Origin of the sequence: Pseudactinotalea sp. (genome assembly GCF_048594945.1) — a bacterium.
In the GTDB taxonomy this organism is placed as follows: Bacteria; Actinomycetota; Actinomycetes; order Actinomycetales; family Beutenbergiaceae; genus Pseudactinotalea.
The window spans coordinates 1-15,003 of the sequence record NZ_JBMDXJ010000302.1 but is presented as its reverse complement, the minus strand read 5'-3'; the positions used below and the strand labels follow the sequence as shown (position 1 = coordinate 15,003).

Sequence of the window (15,003 nt, the reverse complement as noted above, 5' to 3'; positions counted from 1 at the left end):
ACTACTACCGCGGCGACGACCCGGAGAAGCGCAAGGTCGCCTCCACGATGCTGGAGTCGTTGCTGTTGTACTCGGGCGTCTACGCCCCGATGTACTGGTCCAGCCACGCCAAGCTCACCAACACCGCGGACCTGATCCGGCTGATCATCCGCGACGAGGCCGTGCACGGCTACTACATCGGATACAAGTACCAGAAGGCGCTGGAGAAGGCGTCGCCCGAGCGCCGTCAGGAGCTCAAGGACTACACGTTCGAGCTGCTCTTCGAGCTCTACGAGAACGAGGAGCAGTACACCGAGGACCTCTACGACCCGCTGGGTCTGACCGAGGATGTCAAGGCGTTCCTGCGTTACAACGCCAACAAGGCGCTGATGAACCTCGGCTACGAGGGCCTGTTCCCGAAGGACCAGACCAACGTCAACCCGGCGATTCTGTCCGCGTTGTCCCCGAACGCCGACGAGAACCACGACTTCTTCTCCGGCTCTGGCTCGTCCTATGTGATTGGCAAGGCCGTCAACACCGAGGATGAGGACTGGGAGTTCTGACGGTCGAGGGCTGCTCCGGCTTCAGCTCAGGTGCTCCGGCCGGGCGCCCAAACCCACCAACCGGCCGACGGCGTGGCGTAGCCAGGGCAGTCGGGTGAGCCATCGCAGTCGGCTGGGGAGGGCGCCGTCGGGGACCTCGTCGAGCAGCGAGGGCTGCAGCCCTCGCTGTACGGCTTGGGTGAGGCGTGCGGGCCAGGCGCGCCGCCGCTGTACCCGCGCCAGATCGCGCTCGGTCGGTCGCCGGGCAGCGAGTACCGGCGCGAGGATGCGCCCGGCGGCCACGGCGTCCTGAACGGCAAGGTTGATGCCGACCCCGCCCGCAGGCGACATCGCGTGTGCGGCGTCACCGATCACGAGAAGACCATCGCGGTACCAGCGTTGGAGCCGCTCCAGGCGCACGCGGAGCAGGTGCACGTCGTCGATCGCGAGGTCCTGCAGACGTGACGCGAACAGCGGCTCAAGCCTGCTGACCCGTGCACGCAGCGCCGCCAGGCCGGCCTCCGACGGCGTCCACGTACCGGCGGGGAGCACGGACGCGATCTGCCAGAAGTCGCCGCGATCGATGCAGATGAGCGTGCCGGCTCCGCCATGGAAGAACGGGACCGCTTCTTCCGGCTGACGCGGCAGCCGGAACCACAGCACGTCGATCGGACTGGCGACCGACACCGGGGTGAACCCGGCGGCGGCGCGGATCCGGGAGTCGCGCCCGTCGGCCGCCACCACGAGGCGGGCGTCGATCGTCAGCGGCCCGTCGGGCCCGACCGCGTCCACCCCGGCGACACGGTCGCCGTCGAACCGGAGCTCGGCCGCCTCGGTGCGCATCCGGAGATCGAACCGCCCGGTCTCATGCCCGGCACGGGCGAGTAGGTCGAGGAAGTCCCACTGCGGCAGAAACGCGATCGCCTTGCGGCGCGTGGGCAGCCGGGAGAGGTCGGCGAGCACGAGATCGTTGCCCGCGTACCGCATCGTCACGCGCGGCAGGTCGGCGTGCGGCAGCGCGAGGAACTCCTCCAGCAGCCCCAGCTCGGCGAGCAGATCCTGGGTCGAGGGGTGCACGGTGTCGCCGCGGAAGTCTCGAAGGAAGTCCGCGTGCTTCTCGAGCACCACGACGTCGACGCCCGCTCGGGCGAGGACCAGCCCGAGCACGAGCCCGGCGGGTCCGCCTCCGACGACGATGCAGTCCGTGTCGATGTGAGTCATGGTTCCAGCGTCGTCCGTGGGCTGCGACAATGCGAGTGTGGTCAATTCGCGCCGAGGCCGACCGCGCGGGCAGTCGCAGGGTCGGCAGAAGCTGCTGGCGGTCGCGTTGGAGCGTTATGAAGCGGGCGATCTGGTGTCGTGGTCGACCCGACAGCTCGCCGCGAGCGCGGGTGTGAGCCACTCGCTGGTCAATTACTACTTCGGCGGGCGCCAGGGCCTGCTCACCGCCGCGTACGCGCTCACCATCGCGCCGCACGAGGTGATCGCTGCCAGCCGGGACGGTGACGGCGTGCTCGACCCGGTGCGGCTGATCCGCGGACTCGTGGCCGTGTGGGAGAACCCGGAGCACCGGCGAGCGCTCGGCGGTTTCGCGCGCCAGGCGATCGCCGGCGACACCCGCGACACCCTGGCGGACTACCTGCAGCATGCCGTGCTTGACGTTCTGGTCGAGGACCTCGGCCTCGACCGTGGCCGCCGCCTCGCGGTGACGATCGCCGGCACGGTCATGACGCGTTACCTGCTCGAGGTCCCTGGGATGAGCAGGCTGCCTGCGCCCGAGTTGGTGCGGCTCATGCGCGTCACGGCGGGGTGCTGAAGCGAGGTGTGTGCCGTGATGGGTCGGACAGCACGCGGCCGACCATCCATGGGCCGCCCCGACGTGAGCGCGGTGTCGAGCGGGCTACAGTGGCGCTGCCCGTCGGGTCGACGCCCGAGGTGTGGTCGGTCGACCGTGCGGGCCTGAGGAGGAGAGCGAGTGGGCGGCTCGAAGCGCGGCGGCGCGAGCGCGGGGAAGCGTCCCACGATCGTGGACGTGGCCCGCCAGGCGGAGGTGTCTCCGGCAGCCGTGTCCAAGGTGCTGCGCAACGCCTATGGCGTGAGCGAGCAGATGCACGCACGGGTGAGTGCCGCCGTCGAGGCGTTGGGCTACCGGCCGATGGTCTCGGCACGCGGTATGCGCATGCGCACGCGGACTCTGGGTGTGTCCTCGCTCAACGTGGAGAACCCGTTCGTCAACATGCTTCTCGACGGCGTGGCTCGGGAGGCCAAGCGCAGTCACTACAGCGCTCTCATCGTGTTGAGCGACGAGGACGGGTTGACGCAGGTCGAGGCGGCCAAGTCGATGGTGGATCGCCAGATGGACGGGCTGATCCTCATCACCCCGACCATGTCGGTGGCGGATCTCGAGGCGCTCGCCCGCGATGTCCCGTTGGTGTTGCTGGGTCGCCACGGGCAGGGCGAGGGCTACGACTCGGTCGGTAGTGACGATGCGCGCGGCGCTGAGATGGTCGTGGAGCATCTGGTGGCGCAGGGCCACGAGCGGATCGTCTTCCACACGCAGGAAGTCGACACGACCGGGCTCCCGGAGACGGCGCGTGAGCAGGGCTATCGCGCCGCCATGGAGCGGCATGGTCTTCACCCGGATGTGGTCCGCGGCGAGTGGACGCTCGCCGGCGGGGAGCGGCTCGCCGTCGAGCTGATGAAGCGGGATCGACGCCCCACGGCGGTGCACGCCGGTGCCGATATCGCAGCGCTCGGCGTGCTGAGCTGGATGTGGCGACACGGTCTGCGGGCACCGGGCGATCTGGCCGTCGCCGCGTGTGATGACATCCCGACGTCGGACCTGCCGCCTATCAGCCTCACCAGCATCGATCAGGATGCGATCGAGATGGGCAGCCTGGCGACGCGGATGCTGATCGAGCGGATCGAGGGTCGCGAGGAGTCGCGCCACGTGCGGGTCCCGCCCCGCCTGCGGGTGCGCGACTCCGCCTGAGGGGAGCAGGCCGCACCGACAGCGCTCCCTTGACGCCGCTTGTAGAACGTTCTACATTTCTCCACTGACGGGCGAGTAAAACCTTTCAACCGCGAGGTGGCGGTTGAGCCATCGCCCTCGAACCCGGTCGACCTTCGAAGGAGATGGACATGATCACGCGTCGCACATTGCTCGGAGCAGCGGCAGGACTCGCGGGAGCGGGCGTCCTCGCGAGCTGCAGCTCAGGCGGGAACGACAGCGGTGGCGGAGAAGCCGTTCCTACCCGCACGGACGGCCTGCCGGACCTCACGTGGAAGGGCACCATCACGATGGGCGCTCAGGCGTACACGCCGAGCGTCGAGGGCGTGAACCTTGCGCCGGGCACCCGCGAGCTGCACGAGTTCGCCAACGCGGCCGAGGCGTTCACCGCGCTGTACCCGGACATCACGATCGAGTTCCTCGGCTCCGAGTACACCTACGACATCGACCAGATGAAGACGGCCGCGACCGGCGGTCAGTTGCCGGACGTCTGGTGGCAGCAGAACTCCACGGTGAAGACGTCATTCCCGCAAGGCGTGGCACTCAACCTGCACGAGTACATGAACCAGCCGAACCCGTTCATCGAGGGCAACACGGCCTGGCGCGACGTCCTCAACGACTCGGTATACGCGATCACGGCCGCGGATGCGGAGACGATCTACACGGTCAACGGCGACTTCGTGGGCACGGCGTTCTTCTACAACGTGAGGATGTTCGAGGAGGCCGGGGTGGAGCCGCCGACGGACTTCGCCGGCCTGCTGGAGGTCTGCGAGAAGCTGCAGGACCACGGCTTCACCCCGCTGGCGATCCAGCCGATCGAAGGCGGCTACGGCTGGCTCAGCCGGATCTTCTACGGGAACTTCCTGGACCAGGCGGAGCTGGAGCGCATCGACGCGTTCTCGGAGGAGCCCGGCATCACCGTGACCGACGTCGCGGTCGCCTACCACCAGGGTCTGCTCGATCCGCGAGAGAACCCTGCGGTGCTGGACTGGTGGTCGGTGGCCAAGCAGCTGTTCGACTACTGCGACCCGACGATCATGCAGCTGCCGCCGGACCCGCCGGTCGGGTCGCCCGATCCGCAGTCCTACTTCGCGGCCGAGAACGTCGCCATGATCTACGACGGCACATGGGCGCCGGGCGCGGTCGTCGCGCACGGGTCGGACATCGAGGTCGGCTCGTTCCCGTGGCCGTCGATGGCGGGCTCGTCCCAGTACGCCACCGCCTTCGACTCCTCCAACGCTGTGTCCGGCCCCTCGGCAGCCTTCCAGTTCAACGTCTCCAGCGAGCGCTCGAACTCCTCGCTGAAGGAGGAGGGCAAGCTCGACGCCGTGGTGGCATGGCTGCAGTTCTTCTGCACCCCTGAGTGGAACGAGAAGATCTGCAACGAGAACGGCTCGTTCCTGCCCACGTTCACGGGCGCCGAACCGCCGGAGGAGATGGCCGCGTTGGCTGAGCTCGCCGCGCAGCCGATCTACTCGATCTCGGGCGGTACCGAGTTCAGCGCCGAGGCACACGACCAGGTGAGCCGGATGTTCCAGCAGTTCATGCTCGGTCAGACCGCGATGGACGAAGTCGAGGCGACGTTCCCGGAGATCATCGACAAGGGCCTGGAGGAGTACCTGCGCAACACCCCGATCGACTTCGACAGCTACAGCTGATGGCGGCGGGCAGCACCGGCACCGCCGGGACCTCGTTACGGCGTGGGGTGCGGGAACGCGCGACGGCGATCGCCTTCCTGCTCCCGACGATGATCCTGGTCGTTCTCTTCTGCTACTACCCGGCGATCCGCGCCGGGTACACGTCGATGACGCGATGGGATGGCTTCAACCCGCCGGAGTGGATCGGGTTCCAGAACTTCATCGACGTCTTCGCGGACCAGGCGTTCCGCGAGTCGGCGGTGAACGTCGGGATCTGGACGCTGTTCGGGGTGCCGCTGGCGATGATCCCCTCGTTCATCGTCGCCGAGCTGATCTTCCGGCTACCGTCGGAGCGTCTGCAGTACTTCTGGCGCGCGGCGTTCACGGCACCGCTGATCATCCCGCCCGTGGTGTCGGTGCTGATCTGGCAGTTCATGTACGCGCCGAGCGGACCGATCAACACGGTGCTGACCTCGCTCGGCCTGGAATCCTGGACCCGGTCGTGGATCGGCGACCCGAACTTCGCGCTGTGGGCGTTGATCTTCCTCGGCTTCCCGTGGGTGTCGGCCTTCAACGTGCTGATCTTCTACTCGGGGTTGAAAGCGATCCCTCGGGAGGTGCTGGAGGCGTCGGCACTCGACGGGGCGAAACGATGGACACAGCTGATCAAGATCGAGGTGCCGCTGACGTTCGGCCAGTGGAAGCTGCTGCTCGTGCTGAGCATCATCGGCGTCACGCAGAATCTCATGGTGCCGTTGCTGCTGACCGGCGGAGGCCCGGGGAACTCGACCCTGACGCCGGTTCTGTACATGTACCAGCGGGCCATCACCTACGGGAACTACGGCTTCGGCATGGCCGTGGGCACGATCCTGTTCGTGGTGGTGCTGACGCTCTCGATCATCAACATGCGAGCGATGAGGACGAAGTCATGACCAGCCAGACCGCGAGAGTCGTGCCCGCACTCGGCGCCCGGTCCAGCACAACGGTCGGCCGGAGGCGTCCGTCGCTGCGGTCGCTGTCGCTGCCGGCGAACCTCGCCCTGACCGTGACGGCGCTGCTGTGCTACGTGCCGATCTACTTCATGATCGTCAACGCGCTCCGCGGCGGTCCCGAGACGCAGGCCGCACCCTTCGCTCTGCCCGAGGCGCCGCGCTGGGAGAACTTCGTGTTCGCGTGGCAGGCGAGCGGGTTCGCCTACCCGAAGACGCTGATGATCGTGGCGGTCTCCGTGGTCGGGATCGCGATCACCACCCTGGCCAGCGGCTACGCCTTCGCCCGCACGCGCTTTCGGGAGAAGGAGCTGTGGTTCTTCGTGATCTTCGGGTTGCTGCTCATCCCGGCGTTCATCACCTTGATCCCGCTGTACGTGCAGATCGTGGATCTCGGCCTGATCGGGACGTCGTGGGGCCTGATCTTCCCGTATCTCGCGGGTGGGCAGGCGCTCGGCGTCGTAGTGCTGCGGAGCGCGATCGAGTCGATCCCGGAGGAGTTGTTCGAGGCTGCCAAGCTCGACGGCGCGGGCCACCTCTGGATGTTCGCTCGCATCGCGATCCCTCTTGCCAGGCCGCTCGTGATCGCGTTGGCGCTCCTCAACGTGGTGGGCCTGTACGGCGACTACGTGCTGCCGTCGCTGGTGCTCCAGGGTGCCGACTCCACGATCTCGGTCGCGATCACCGGGTTCACACCTCCGGCGCTGTCCCCGAACCTCGACAGCTTCAATATCCAGCTGGCCGCGTTCTGCCTCGCCTCGTTGCCGATCGCGGTACTGGTGCTCGTGCTGATGCGGTACTTCGTGTCCGGGCTGTCGCAGACGGCGGTGAAGCTGTGAGCGCACCGCGGTCCTGGGTCGGTGCGTGGGTCGGGTCGGGTGAGGACGGCCCGGCGGCGCCGCTGCTGCGAGGCGAGATCGAGGTGCCCGACGGCGTGGTGCGGGGTGTGCTGCATGTCGCCGGCCTCGGGCTCCATCGCACCACGATCAACGGCTCGCCCGTCACGGACGCCCGGCTGGAGTCCGGGACCGCGGCGTTCGATCGCCGGATCCCGTTCTCCAGCTACCCCGTGGACCTGTCCGCGGGCCGCTCGGTGCTCGGCGTCGAGCTCGGTCGGGGCTTCTACGCGATGGCCACGCCGAACGTCTGGGGGTGGCACGAGGCCCCGTGGCGTGGGTTGCGCATGGTGCGCCTCGACCTGGAGATGCTTGACGGCGAGGGCGCTCTGGTCAGGACCTTCGGCTCCGATCTCTCGTGGCGGTGGGCCACGGGCGGGACGCGGTTCGACTCCCTGTACGAGGGGGAGTCGTTCGACGCTCGCGAGGTGCCGCACGGCTGGGACGAGCCCGGTTTCGATGCCTCCACGTGGGCCCAGGTGCAGCTCGCCGAACCGCCGGCGGGCGAGTTGGCGCCGCAGGAGCGACCGCCGATCCGGGTCGTGGCGTCTCGACAGCCGGTCGGCTGGAGCGGCGGGGGCGGTGACCCGCTCGTGGCCGACTTCGGCATCCAGCTGGCGGGCTGGGTGCGGGTGGCGCTGCCGCGGGTTCCCGTCGGCACCCGGGTGCGCCTTCACTACGCCGAGTCCGCCGACGAGCATGGTGCACGGGCGCAGAACCAGCACGTCTTCACCGATCGGTTCGCCACCGATGAGCTCGTGGTCGACGACCGGACCCGCGCGTGGGAGCCACGCTTCACTTATCAGGGCTTCAGGTACGTGCAGGTGGACGGGGTCGAGGACCCGAGCGACATCGAGCTCACGGCCCAACATGCGCACAGCGACGTCACTGAGACCAGCTCGTTCAGCTGCAGCGACGACGTGCTGACCTGGATCGACACCGCGATGCGTCGCACGGTCCTCAACAACCTCCACCACCTGCCGACCGACACCCCTCTGTACGAGAAGAACGGCTGGCTCGGTGATGTGCACGTCGCGCTCGAGGCGATGCTGCACCAGTTCGACCTGCAGGCTCTGATGAAGGCCTGGGCGGTCGACATCGCCGACACCCAGGACGAGCACGGAGCGCTCGCCTCGATCGCGCCCACCCCGGGCTGGGGATACCTGCGAGCGCCGGAGTGGACCACGGTCTACCCCTACCTGCTGTCGCGGTTGCAGGCCTGGTACGGCGACCGTGCGCTTCCCGAGGGGTTCCGCGACACCCTCGTCCACTTCCTCGAGCATGAGCTCACGCACGTCGATGCGAACGGACTGGTGACCGGGATCCTCGGTGACTACCTTGCGCCCGGGAGTGTGGGGACACCGCCGGAGGACGACCTGCGGATCGCGGCGAGCTGTTACCTCGTGCGAGGTCTGCGCGTGGGAGCCGACCTGTTCACCGCTGACCCGGCAGACGCCGCCCTCGTGCACCGATTCCGCACGGCCGCCGACTCACTGGCACAGGCGATCAACGCGGCGTTCCTCGACGAGACGGCGGGCTGCTACCGCAGCGAACGGGAGTCCCGCTACCGGCAGACGTCGAACATCCTGCCGCTGGCGTTCGGGATCACCCCGCCGGATGCGGCATCGGCCGTGGCGGACCGCCTCGCCGCGGAGATCAGGGCGCACGGTGCACGGCACGACGCCGGCTGCCTGGGGCTGTCGGAGCTGTTCGAGGTACTCACCGTGCACGGGCACTCCGACCTCGCACTCCAGGTCGCCACGGGCCGCGAGGCGCCGAGCTGGGGCGCGTGGATGGAAGCCGGGGCCACGACGATGCTCGAGATGTGGGGGCCGGAGCAGCGCTCGCTCGACCACTTCTTCATGGGGGCGATGTCCCGGTGGCTGTACGAGCGCGTCGCCGGCGTTCGTATGGCCGGCCCGCAGTGGAGCCGCTTCGAGGTGGAGCCCGCCGCGCGCGGGAACCTCCGCCACGCCGCCTTCTGGCTGCGCGGTCCTCGCGGCGAGCTCGGCGCCTCCTGGTCGCAGGAGCCGGACGGCCTCCGTCTGGTCGTCCGGGTGCCCGAGGGGACCACGGCCACGGTCCGGCTGCGAGATCGCGAGCCGGTCGACGTCGGCACTGGTGAGTGGGGGTTCACCGAAGCCGGATCACCTGACGATCTCACCGCTGTTTCGGACAACGGATCGGAGGGCCGAAGCCTCAGTGAAATCGAGTTCTCCTGACCGATCCGTGGGGCGCCGCGGGGCGGGTGTGTGCGAATCGGCAGTGAAATCGGGGTAGACCTGAGGGATGCTTCCCTCGCTCCGCACACGTCGGCTCGCGCTCGAGCCGCTGCGGCCTGCGCACCTGACCCATCTGATCGATCTCGACGGCGATTCCGAGGTGATGCGCCACCTCATCGGCCGCGCACGCACGCCGGAGGAGGCGCGCGCGCACTGGGCACCGGTATGCGTCGGCTTGGCAGCGGACGGCGTCGGTCTGGGTTTCTGGGCAGGCTTCCGCGACGGCGAGTTCGTCGGTTGGTGGTCGGCCTCGCCGCCGCTGCCGGTCGCCATCGAGGCGCCGACGACGGCGGAGCTCGGGTGGCGTGTTCGTCGCGAGTGCTGGGGTGGTGGCCTCGCCACCGAAGGGGCGAGGGCCGTCGTCGGGCACTGCTTCGAGACCGTGGGACTGGAGAAGGTGACGGCCGAGACCATGGCGGTCAATCACGGCAGCCGGGGTGTGATGCGCAAGCTCGGCATGCGGCACGTGACCACCGAGGTGCGCGACTGGGAGGACCCCTTGCCCGGCTCCGAGCAGGGCGAGGTGACGTACGAGATCACACGCGAGGAGTGGTCTCGCGCGAGTGGTGAAACCTGCTAAATTGCACTTATTATATATATCTATTGAGGGGCATTGGGATGAGCCTGATCGACGAGCGTGTGCTCGATTCGGTGGTCACCGCCGCGAGTGATGCGCTCGACGCCGACACCGCCCGCATGTTCGGCGCCGCGATGCGTCGGACGTTGACCGACGCGGTCTCGCGGTACGACGACGGACCGGCCGGGACAGCGTTCCTTCTGACCGGTGACATCCCGGCGATGTGGCTGCGCGACTCGGCGGCCCAGATGCGCCCCTACCTCGCGATGCTCCCGCTCGACCCCGGGCTCGGGGACGTGATCGCCGCCGTCGTGCGTGAGCAGTCGCGACAGATCCTGCGCGACCCGTACGCCAACGCGTTCAACGACGGACCCACGGGTGCCGGGCACCAGGGCGACGCGACCGCGATGACGCCGTGGACCTGGGAGCGCAAGTACGAGGTCGACTCGCTGACGTTCCCGCTCCAGCTCGCGCACCAGCTCTGGCGCGCCACGGGCCGGACCGACCACCTCGACGAGGAGTTCGCGCGAGCGGCGCGGCTCGCGGTGGCGACGATCCGCACCGAGCAGGACCACGACGCGCGGTCGGACTACACCTTCGAGCGCACCGACTGCCCACAGTCGGACACGCTCGTGGGCGGTCGCGGCACCCCTGTCGCCGTGACCGGGCTCACGTGGAGCGGCTTCCGGCCCAGCGACGACGCCTGCCAGTACCACTACAACATCCCGGGCAACCTGTTCGCCGTGGCGGCGCTGCGCGACCTCGCCGAGCTCACGGACGCCGTTCTCGATGACGCCGAGCTCGGTGCACAGGCACGCGCCCTCGCGGACGAGCTCGAGCAGGCAGTCGAGCAGCACGGGCTCGTGGACATCCCCGAGGTCGGGCGGGTGTGGGCGTACGAGGTCGACGGCCTCGGCAATCACCTGCTCATGGACGACGCGAACATGCCGAGCCTGCTCTCACTCCCGCTGACCGGCGGCGTCGCGCTCGACGACCCGCGCTACCGCGCCACCCGGGCCTTCGTGCTGAGCGGCGCCAACCCGACCTACGTGACGGGCACGGCCGCCGAAGGGCTCGGCAGCCCGCACACGCCGCCCGGATACGTGTGGCCGATCGCGGCGGCCGTGCAGGGTCTGACCACCACGGACGTGCACGAGAAGCGCGCGGTGCTGGCGATGCTCCGGGACACGCACGCGGCGCGCGGCCGGATGACCGAGTCGTTCGACGCGAACGACCCTGCTCGCTTCACGCGCGAGTGGTTCTCGTGGGCCGATGCGATGTTCTGCGAGCTGGTGCTGGACGTGATCGGCCACCGCGTGCCGCAGGGCGCGGGATCAGCATGACGGCCGCGCCCGAGACCTGGTCGGAGCGCGCCGATCTCGCACAACGCTCGCTCGACCTGCTCTGGGGTGCGCCGTGGCCGCAGCTGCTGCACAACGCCCACCCGGTCCGTGACGAGAGCACCTTCAACTACTGGTGGCTCGCCCACGTCATCGACTGCCGCCTCGATGCGTACCGGCGCACCGGCGATCCGCGCTGGCTGGAGGCCGCACGGGAGACCGCGCGCAACATCCCCGAGCGCAACGGTGGCAGCCTGTTCAACGACTACATGGACGACATGCTCTGGTACGCGCTCGCGCTGCTGCGCCTGGTCGAGGCCGATGAGCCGGGCGGGGAGCAGGCGCTCTCCGACGTCGAGCAGATCTGGCAGCACGTGATCGCGCATGGGTGGACCGATATCCACGGGCCGTCGATGAGCTGGCGGCGGCAGCAGCCGGACTACAAGAACACCCCGGCGAACGGGCCGTTCATCATCCTCGGCGCCCGGCTCGCGCGCCGGACCGGCCGGCCGGAGCGCCTGCACCGGGCGGCCGCGGCGATGGACTGGCTGGGCGAGCACCTTGTGCGCGAGGACGGCTTCGTGTGGGACGGGCTCGGCCGCGAGGGCGGCGACGCCGTCGACACCGATTGGCGCTTCACCTACAACCAGGGCCTGATGATCGGGGCGTGCGTCGAGCTGTTCCGCACCACCGGTGAGGGGTCCTGGCTCGACCTCGGTCAGCGCACCGCAGAGACCTCGGTCCGCGAGCTCGCCCGCGACGGGGTGTTCGTGCGTGACGGCGCCGACCTCGACGACCGCGCGCCCGATGTCGACGGCGGCGACACCGGCCTGTTCAAAGGGATCTGGTACCGGTACGCGCGCGAGCTGCTCGCCGAGCGGGACGTGCCTGCGGTGCACGATCTCGTGTGCAGCAGCACGGACGCACTCTGGCGCCACGGCACCACCACGCTCGCCGCCGCAGGCGCGGCCGACGCCGCACCCGCGCACGCCCCGGACGAGCTGGTGCTGCGGCCGGGCGACGACTGGCGCCGGCCCGCACCGCGGGAGGTCGGGTACTCGACACACCTGAGCGCGATCATGGCCACCGAGGCGCGCGCGTCGCTCCCGGGAGGTCACTGACCGGGGAGCTGTCAGTCGCTCCGCGACGCGGTGGAGCTGCCCTCGACGAGGGTCACGGGGACCCGCTCCTGGCGCACCGAGGCCGGGTCGGCGAGCTGCTCCAGAGCGAGATCGAGTGCCCGGGCGCCGAGGGCGTACTGGTCCTGCTCGATGTGAGTGAACGGCATCGCGGCGTCGACGAACTCCGGCGGTGCGTCGAAGCACACGATCGACAGGTCGGTCGGCACGTCGCGGCCGGCGCGACGAGCGGCCTGCAGCACGAGGCGCGCCGAGTGGTACTCGCCGGCCACCACCCCGGTGATGTCCGGGTGGTCGGTGAGGTAGGCGGCCAGGCGCTCGACGTCGTCGTCTGCGGGGGTGGTGCTGCCGGGGACGACCGAACGGACGTCGTCGTAGATCGCGTCGCGGCCCAGTCGCACGTGGTGGCTGGCGTGGGCAGCGACGAAACCGCGACGACGTTCGTCGAGTGTCGAGACTCGGTTCGGTGACAGGGCCAGCGCGATGCGCTCATGGCCCAGATCGAACAGGTGCGCGGCGGCGCGCCTGCCGCCGGCAACGTTGTCGGAGGTCACCGTGCTCACCGGTGTCCCGGCCAACGTACGGTCCACGATGACGATCGGGAACCGGCGGCCCACCAGTGACACCACCGCCGGCGGGATGAAGTCCGACGAGGAGGGCAGCAGCACCAGCGCGTCGATACCTCGCTCCAGCTGCGACTCGATCAGCCGCTGCTCGCGGTCAGCATCGCCGTGCGAGGCGCCGACCACCACATGCGCACGCTCCTCGGCGTGCGCCAGGATCCCACTGAGCACGCGGGTGCCGAACGCGTCGTCGAAGCCGGGAACCACGTAGCCCACGAGCGTCCCTCCCGCGGACTGGTCGCGCTCCGGCCGCTGCGAGACCACCACCGTGCCGATGCGGGGCCGGCGCACCACGAACCCCTCGTCACGCAGCATGTCCAGCGCGCGCTTGATCGTGATCGCGCTGACCGAGAACTCCTCGGTGAGCTCCTCCTGCGACGGCAGCCGGTCGCCCACGGCGATCGTTCCCTCACGGATCCGACGGCGGAGCGCCTCGTGCACCTGCGTGTACAACGCCTCCGCCACGGACCGGTCCCTTCTGAACGCAATCGATATGTCGGTTGTCATCCTCCCATCGCTTCGGTCGTCGACGTACTACGCGCCCGGCCGTCGGGCGTGCCGGAACGGGATCGACGCGGCCAGCACCGCCAGCACCGTCAGTGACGCAGCAAGCGAGGCCACCCAGGCACCGCGCGGTTCCGTCAGCGCCAATGCCGGCCCGGCGATCATCGGCAGCGAGACCACGAGCGCCACCACGAACGCCGCCGCCAGCACTCCGCCGATCGCGCGCAGCCAGCCCCATCCCCGCCCGCCCACCGCGAAACCGCCGATGATCATCAGGGCGGGGAAGGCGAGCCCACCGACCCCCAGTCCGTCGCCCCTGAGCGAGGCGAAGAAGCCGGGCTGCACCACGATCCCGACCACGAAGGCGAGCGGGGCCAGGGTGAACCACCGCATGTGCTCGGTGCGATCCTCAGCACCGCGCGCCGACGCGACCGCGAGCAGCGCGCCGGTGACCGCGCCGGGAATCAACACCCCGGCGAACGTCCCCGACCACGCCACCCGCGAGGGCTGCGCGAGCTCGGCCATGACCGCCCGCAATGCCCCTGCCCAGGCGAGCCCGCAGACGGCACCGACTGCGGCCGTCCGCCACGCGGGCCGCCGCCCGGCGGTCCGGGACGCGATCGCGGCGGGCTGGGTGAGGGTCATGCCTCGGCCCTCCGCTCGGGTGCTGTGCCGGTCGGAGGACGCATCGCCAGCAGCCAGAACGCAGCGATCAGTACCAGGTCGGTGATGATCGCGACCGCGTCGATGCGTGCCGGGCGGCCGGTCACGAACAGCACCCCGCCGAGGGCGAAGGCCAGGCCGTGCCACCACGGCAGCAGCCGGGCCCGCCACAGCAGCGCTCCCGTCACGATGCACGTGATCGGCATGAACCAGCCCCAGGGCAGGTAGGCGAGTGCCGAGAGCGGGTGTGCGTCGACCGCGGCCGCGGCATCGATCTGGTGGTCGGTGAGCAGGACGTCCGCATAGATCGCGTCGATGCCGAAGGCAGCACCTCCGACAGCGAGCGCCGCGGCTCCGAAGGTCACGAACCGTGAACCGCGCGGCATCCTCAGCTCGAGGATCCGCGCACAACCGACGAACGCGACCGCGAACGCCAACACCGACCAGATCGTGACCACGCCGCCCACCAGTCCGTGGTTGATGCCCGCGCCCAGCGTGATGAACGCGACCGTGCTCGCGAGCAGGAGCACGGGAGCCGCCGCCATCGCGGCCCTGAAGAATCCGGGCAACGTGGCGGGAGGGGCCGCCACCACGCCGGTGGATGAGGCGATCATGAGAGTTCTCCGTCCAGGATCGGCGGGGTCGATACCCACCGTGACGCCAGCGTGCGCCGGACTGATGGGTCGGCGACAGCCGGGCAGCTCCGAACGTGGTGGTGCGGCTGGCCGCCCCACCACGGTGTGCCCCGCCGCTCTTACACAGGCGTGCGGGGGAGTCGATACACGAGGAGTGACGGCCCGCTGGCGTTCTCAAGCCCTGGCC

Annotated in this window: 14 protein-coding genes; 10 read left to right on the top strand and 4 right to left on the bottom strand. The window is 69.5% G+C overall.

All coding sequences use genetic code 11. From position 1 onward, the window contains the following. Positions 1 to 542 (top strand): ribonucleotide-diphosphate reductase subunit beta (locus ACOJSN_RS13380; RefSeq protein WP_420112998.1); only part of this gene is annotated, 542 nt, incomplete at its 5' end. A 21-nt stretch (positions 543 to 563) separates the two neighbouring features. On the opposite strand, the gene ACOJSN_RS13375 is transcribed toward ACOJSN_RS13380, so the two are convergent. Beyond that, positions 564 to 1,742 (bottom strand): FAD-dependent oxidoreductase, encoded by a 1,179-nt coding sequence (locus ACOJSN_RS13375; RefSeq protein WP_420112997.1) that lies wholly within the window; start codon positions 1,740 to 1,742, stop codon positions 564 to 566. A 37-nt stretch (positions 1,743 to 1,779) separates the two neighbouring features. Here ACOJSN_RS13375 and ACOJSN_RS13370 point away from each other — a divergent pair, with 37 nt between their 5' ends. The 9 genes from ACOJSN_RS13370 (at position 1,780) to ACOJSN_RS13330 (ending at position 12,373) form a co-directional block, all read left to right on the top strand. Then, complete coding sequence (locus tag ACOJSN_RS13370) at positions 1,780 to 2,337, top strand: TetR family transcriptional regulator (protein ID WP_420112996.1); 558 nt, start codon at positions 1,780 to 1,782, stop codon at positions 2,335 to 2,337. Between the two features lie 159 nt (positions 2,338 to 2,496). Then, positions 2,497 to 3,513 (top strand): LacI family DNA-binding transcriptional regulator, encoded by a 1,017-nt coding sequence (locus ACOJSN_RS13365; RefSeq protein WP_420112995.1) that lies wholly within the window; start codon positions 2,497 to 2,499, stop codon positions 3,511 to 3,513. 149 nt (positions 3,514 to 3,662) lie between these two features. Then, entirely contained in the window at positions 3,663 to 5,189 is a 1,527-nt protein-coding gene (locus ACOJSN_RS13360; protein ID WP_420112994.1) for an ABC transporter substrate-binding protein, read from the top strand. After that, entirely contained in the window at positions 5,189 to 6,100 is a 912-nt protein-coding gene (locus tag ACOJSN_RS13355; protein WP_420112993.1) for a carbohydrate ABC transporter permease, read from the top strand. The genes ACOJSN_RS13360 and ACOJSN_RS13355 overlap by 1 nt, the downstream gene beginning before the upstream one ends. Then, positions 6,097 to 6,996: a carbohydrate ABC transporter permease gene (locus ACOJSN_RS13350; protein WP_420112992.1), complete on the top strand. Its 900-nt coding sequence runs from the start codon at positions 6,097 to 6,099 to the stop codon at positions 6,994 to 6,996. The genes ACOJSN_RS13355 and ACOJSN_RS13350 overlap by 4 nt, the downstream gene beginning before the upstream one ends. After that, positions 6,993 to 9,275: a family 78 glycoside hydrolase catalytic domain gene (locus ACOJSN_RS13345; protein ID WP_420112991.1), complete on the top strand. Its 2,283-nt coding sequence runs from the start codon at positions 6,993 to 6,995 to the stop codon at positions 9,273 to 9,275. Before ACOJSN_RS13350 ends, ACOJSN_RS13345 begins: the two co-directional genes overlap by 4 nt. 67 nt (positions 9,276 to 9,342) lie before the next feature. After that, positions 9,343 to 9,915: a GNAT family N-acetyltransferase gene (locus tag ACOJSN_RS13340; protein ID WP_420112990.1), complete on the top strand. Its 573-nt coding sequence runs from the start codon at positions 9,343 to 9,345 to the stop codon at positions 9,913 to 9,915. 38 nt (positions 9,916 to 9,953) lie between these two features. Further along, positions 9,954 to 11,255 (top strand): glycoside hydrolase family 125 protein, encoded by a 1,302-nt coding sequence (locus tag ACOJSN_RS13335; RefSeq protein WP_420112989.1) that lies wholly within the window; start codon positions 9,954 to 9,956, stop codon positions 11,253 to 11,255. After that, the gene (locus ACOJSN_RS13330; RefSeq protein WP_420112988.1) at positions 11,252 to 12,373 is read left to right on the top strand and encodes a glycoside hydrolase family 76 protein; all 1,122 of its coding nucleotides are present in this window, start codon (positions 11,252 to 11,254) and stop codon (positions 12,371 to 12,373) included. Before ACOJSN_RS13335 ends, ACOJSN_RS13330 begins: the two co-directional genes overlap by 4 nt. Before the next feature lie 11 nt (positions 12,374 to 12,384). Here ACOJSN_RS13330 and ACOJSN_RS13325 read toward each other — a convergent pair whose 3' ends face one another. From ACOJSN_RS13325 to ACOJSN_RS13315, 3 genes are all read right to left on the bottom strand, one after another. Further along, the gene (locus tag ACOJSN_RS13325; protein ID WP_420112987.1) at positions 12,385 to 13,479 is read right to left on the bottom strand and encodes a GntR family transcriptional regulator; all 1,095 of its coding nucleotides are present in this window, start codon (positions 13,477 to 13,479) and stop codon (positions 12,385 to 12,387) included. Positions 13,480 to 13,548: 69 nt separating this feature from the next. Beyond that, positions 13,549 to 14,163: a hypothetical protein gene (locus ACOJSN_RS13320; RefSeq protein ID WP_420112986.1), complete on the bottom strand. Its 615-nt coding sequence runs from the start codon at positions 14,161 to 14,163 to the stop codon at positions 13,549 to 13,551. Beyond that, positions 14,160 to 14,795, bottom strand: coding sequence for a hypothetical protein (locus ACOJSN_RS13315; protein ID WP_420112985.1), 636 nt, complete (start codon positions 14,793 to 14,795; stop codon positions 14,160 to 14,162). Before ACOJSN_RS13315 ends, ACOJSN_RS13320 begins: the two co-directional genes overlap by 4 nt. Positions 14,796 to 15,003 lie beyond the last annotated feature (208 nt).

What these genes read in the sequence shown, in the direction of transcription:
- ACOJSN_RS13360 (WP_420112994.1), top strand. Translation starts at nt 3,663, where the DNA reads ATGATCACGCGTCGCACATTGCTCGGAGCAGCGGCAGGACTCGCGGGA.
- ACOJSN_RS13320 (WP_420112986.1), bottom strand. Translation starts at nt 14,163, where the DNA reads ATGACCCTCACCCAGCCCGCCGCGATCGCGTCCCGGACCGCCGGGCGG.
- ACOJSN_RS13315 (WP_420112985.1), bottom strand. Translation starts at nt 14,795, where the DNA reads ATGATCGCCTCATCCACCGGCGTGGTGGCGGCCCCTCCCGCCACGTTG.
- ACOJSN_RS13335 (WP_420112989.1), top strand. Translation starts at nt 9,954, where the DNA reads ATGAGCCTGATCGACGAGCGTGTGCTCGATTCGGTGGTCACCGCCGCG.
- ACOJSN_RS13340 (WP_420112990.1), top strand. Translation starts at nt 9,343, where the DNA reads ATGCTTCCCTCGCTCCGCACACGTCGGCTCGCGCTCGAGCCGCTGCGG.
- ACOJSN_RS13375 (WP_420112997.1), bottom strand. Translation starts at nt 1,742, where the DNA reads ATGACTCACATCGACACGGACTGCATCGTCGTCGGAGGCGGACCCGCC.
- ACOJSN_RS13330 (WP_420112988.1), top strand. Translation starts at nt 11,252, where the DNA reads ATGACGGCCGCGCCCGAGACCTGGTCGGAGCGCGCCGATCTCGCACAA.
- ACOJSN_RS13355 (WP_420112993.1), top strand. Translation starts at nt 5,189, where the DNA reads ATGGCGGCGGGCAGCACCGGCACCGCCGGGACCTCGTTACGGCGTGGG.
- ACOJSN_RS13350 (WP_420112992.1), top strand. Translation starts at nt 6,097, where the DNA reads ATGACCAGCCAGACCGCGAGAGTCGTGCCCGCACTCGGCGCCCGGTCC.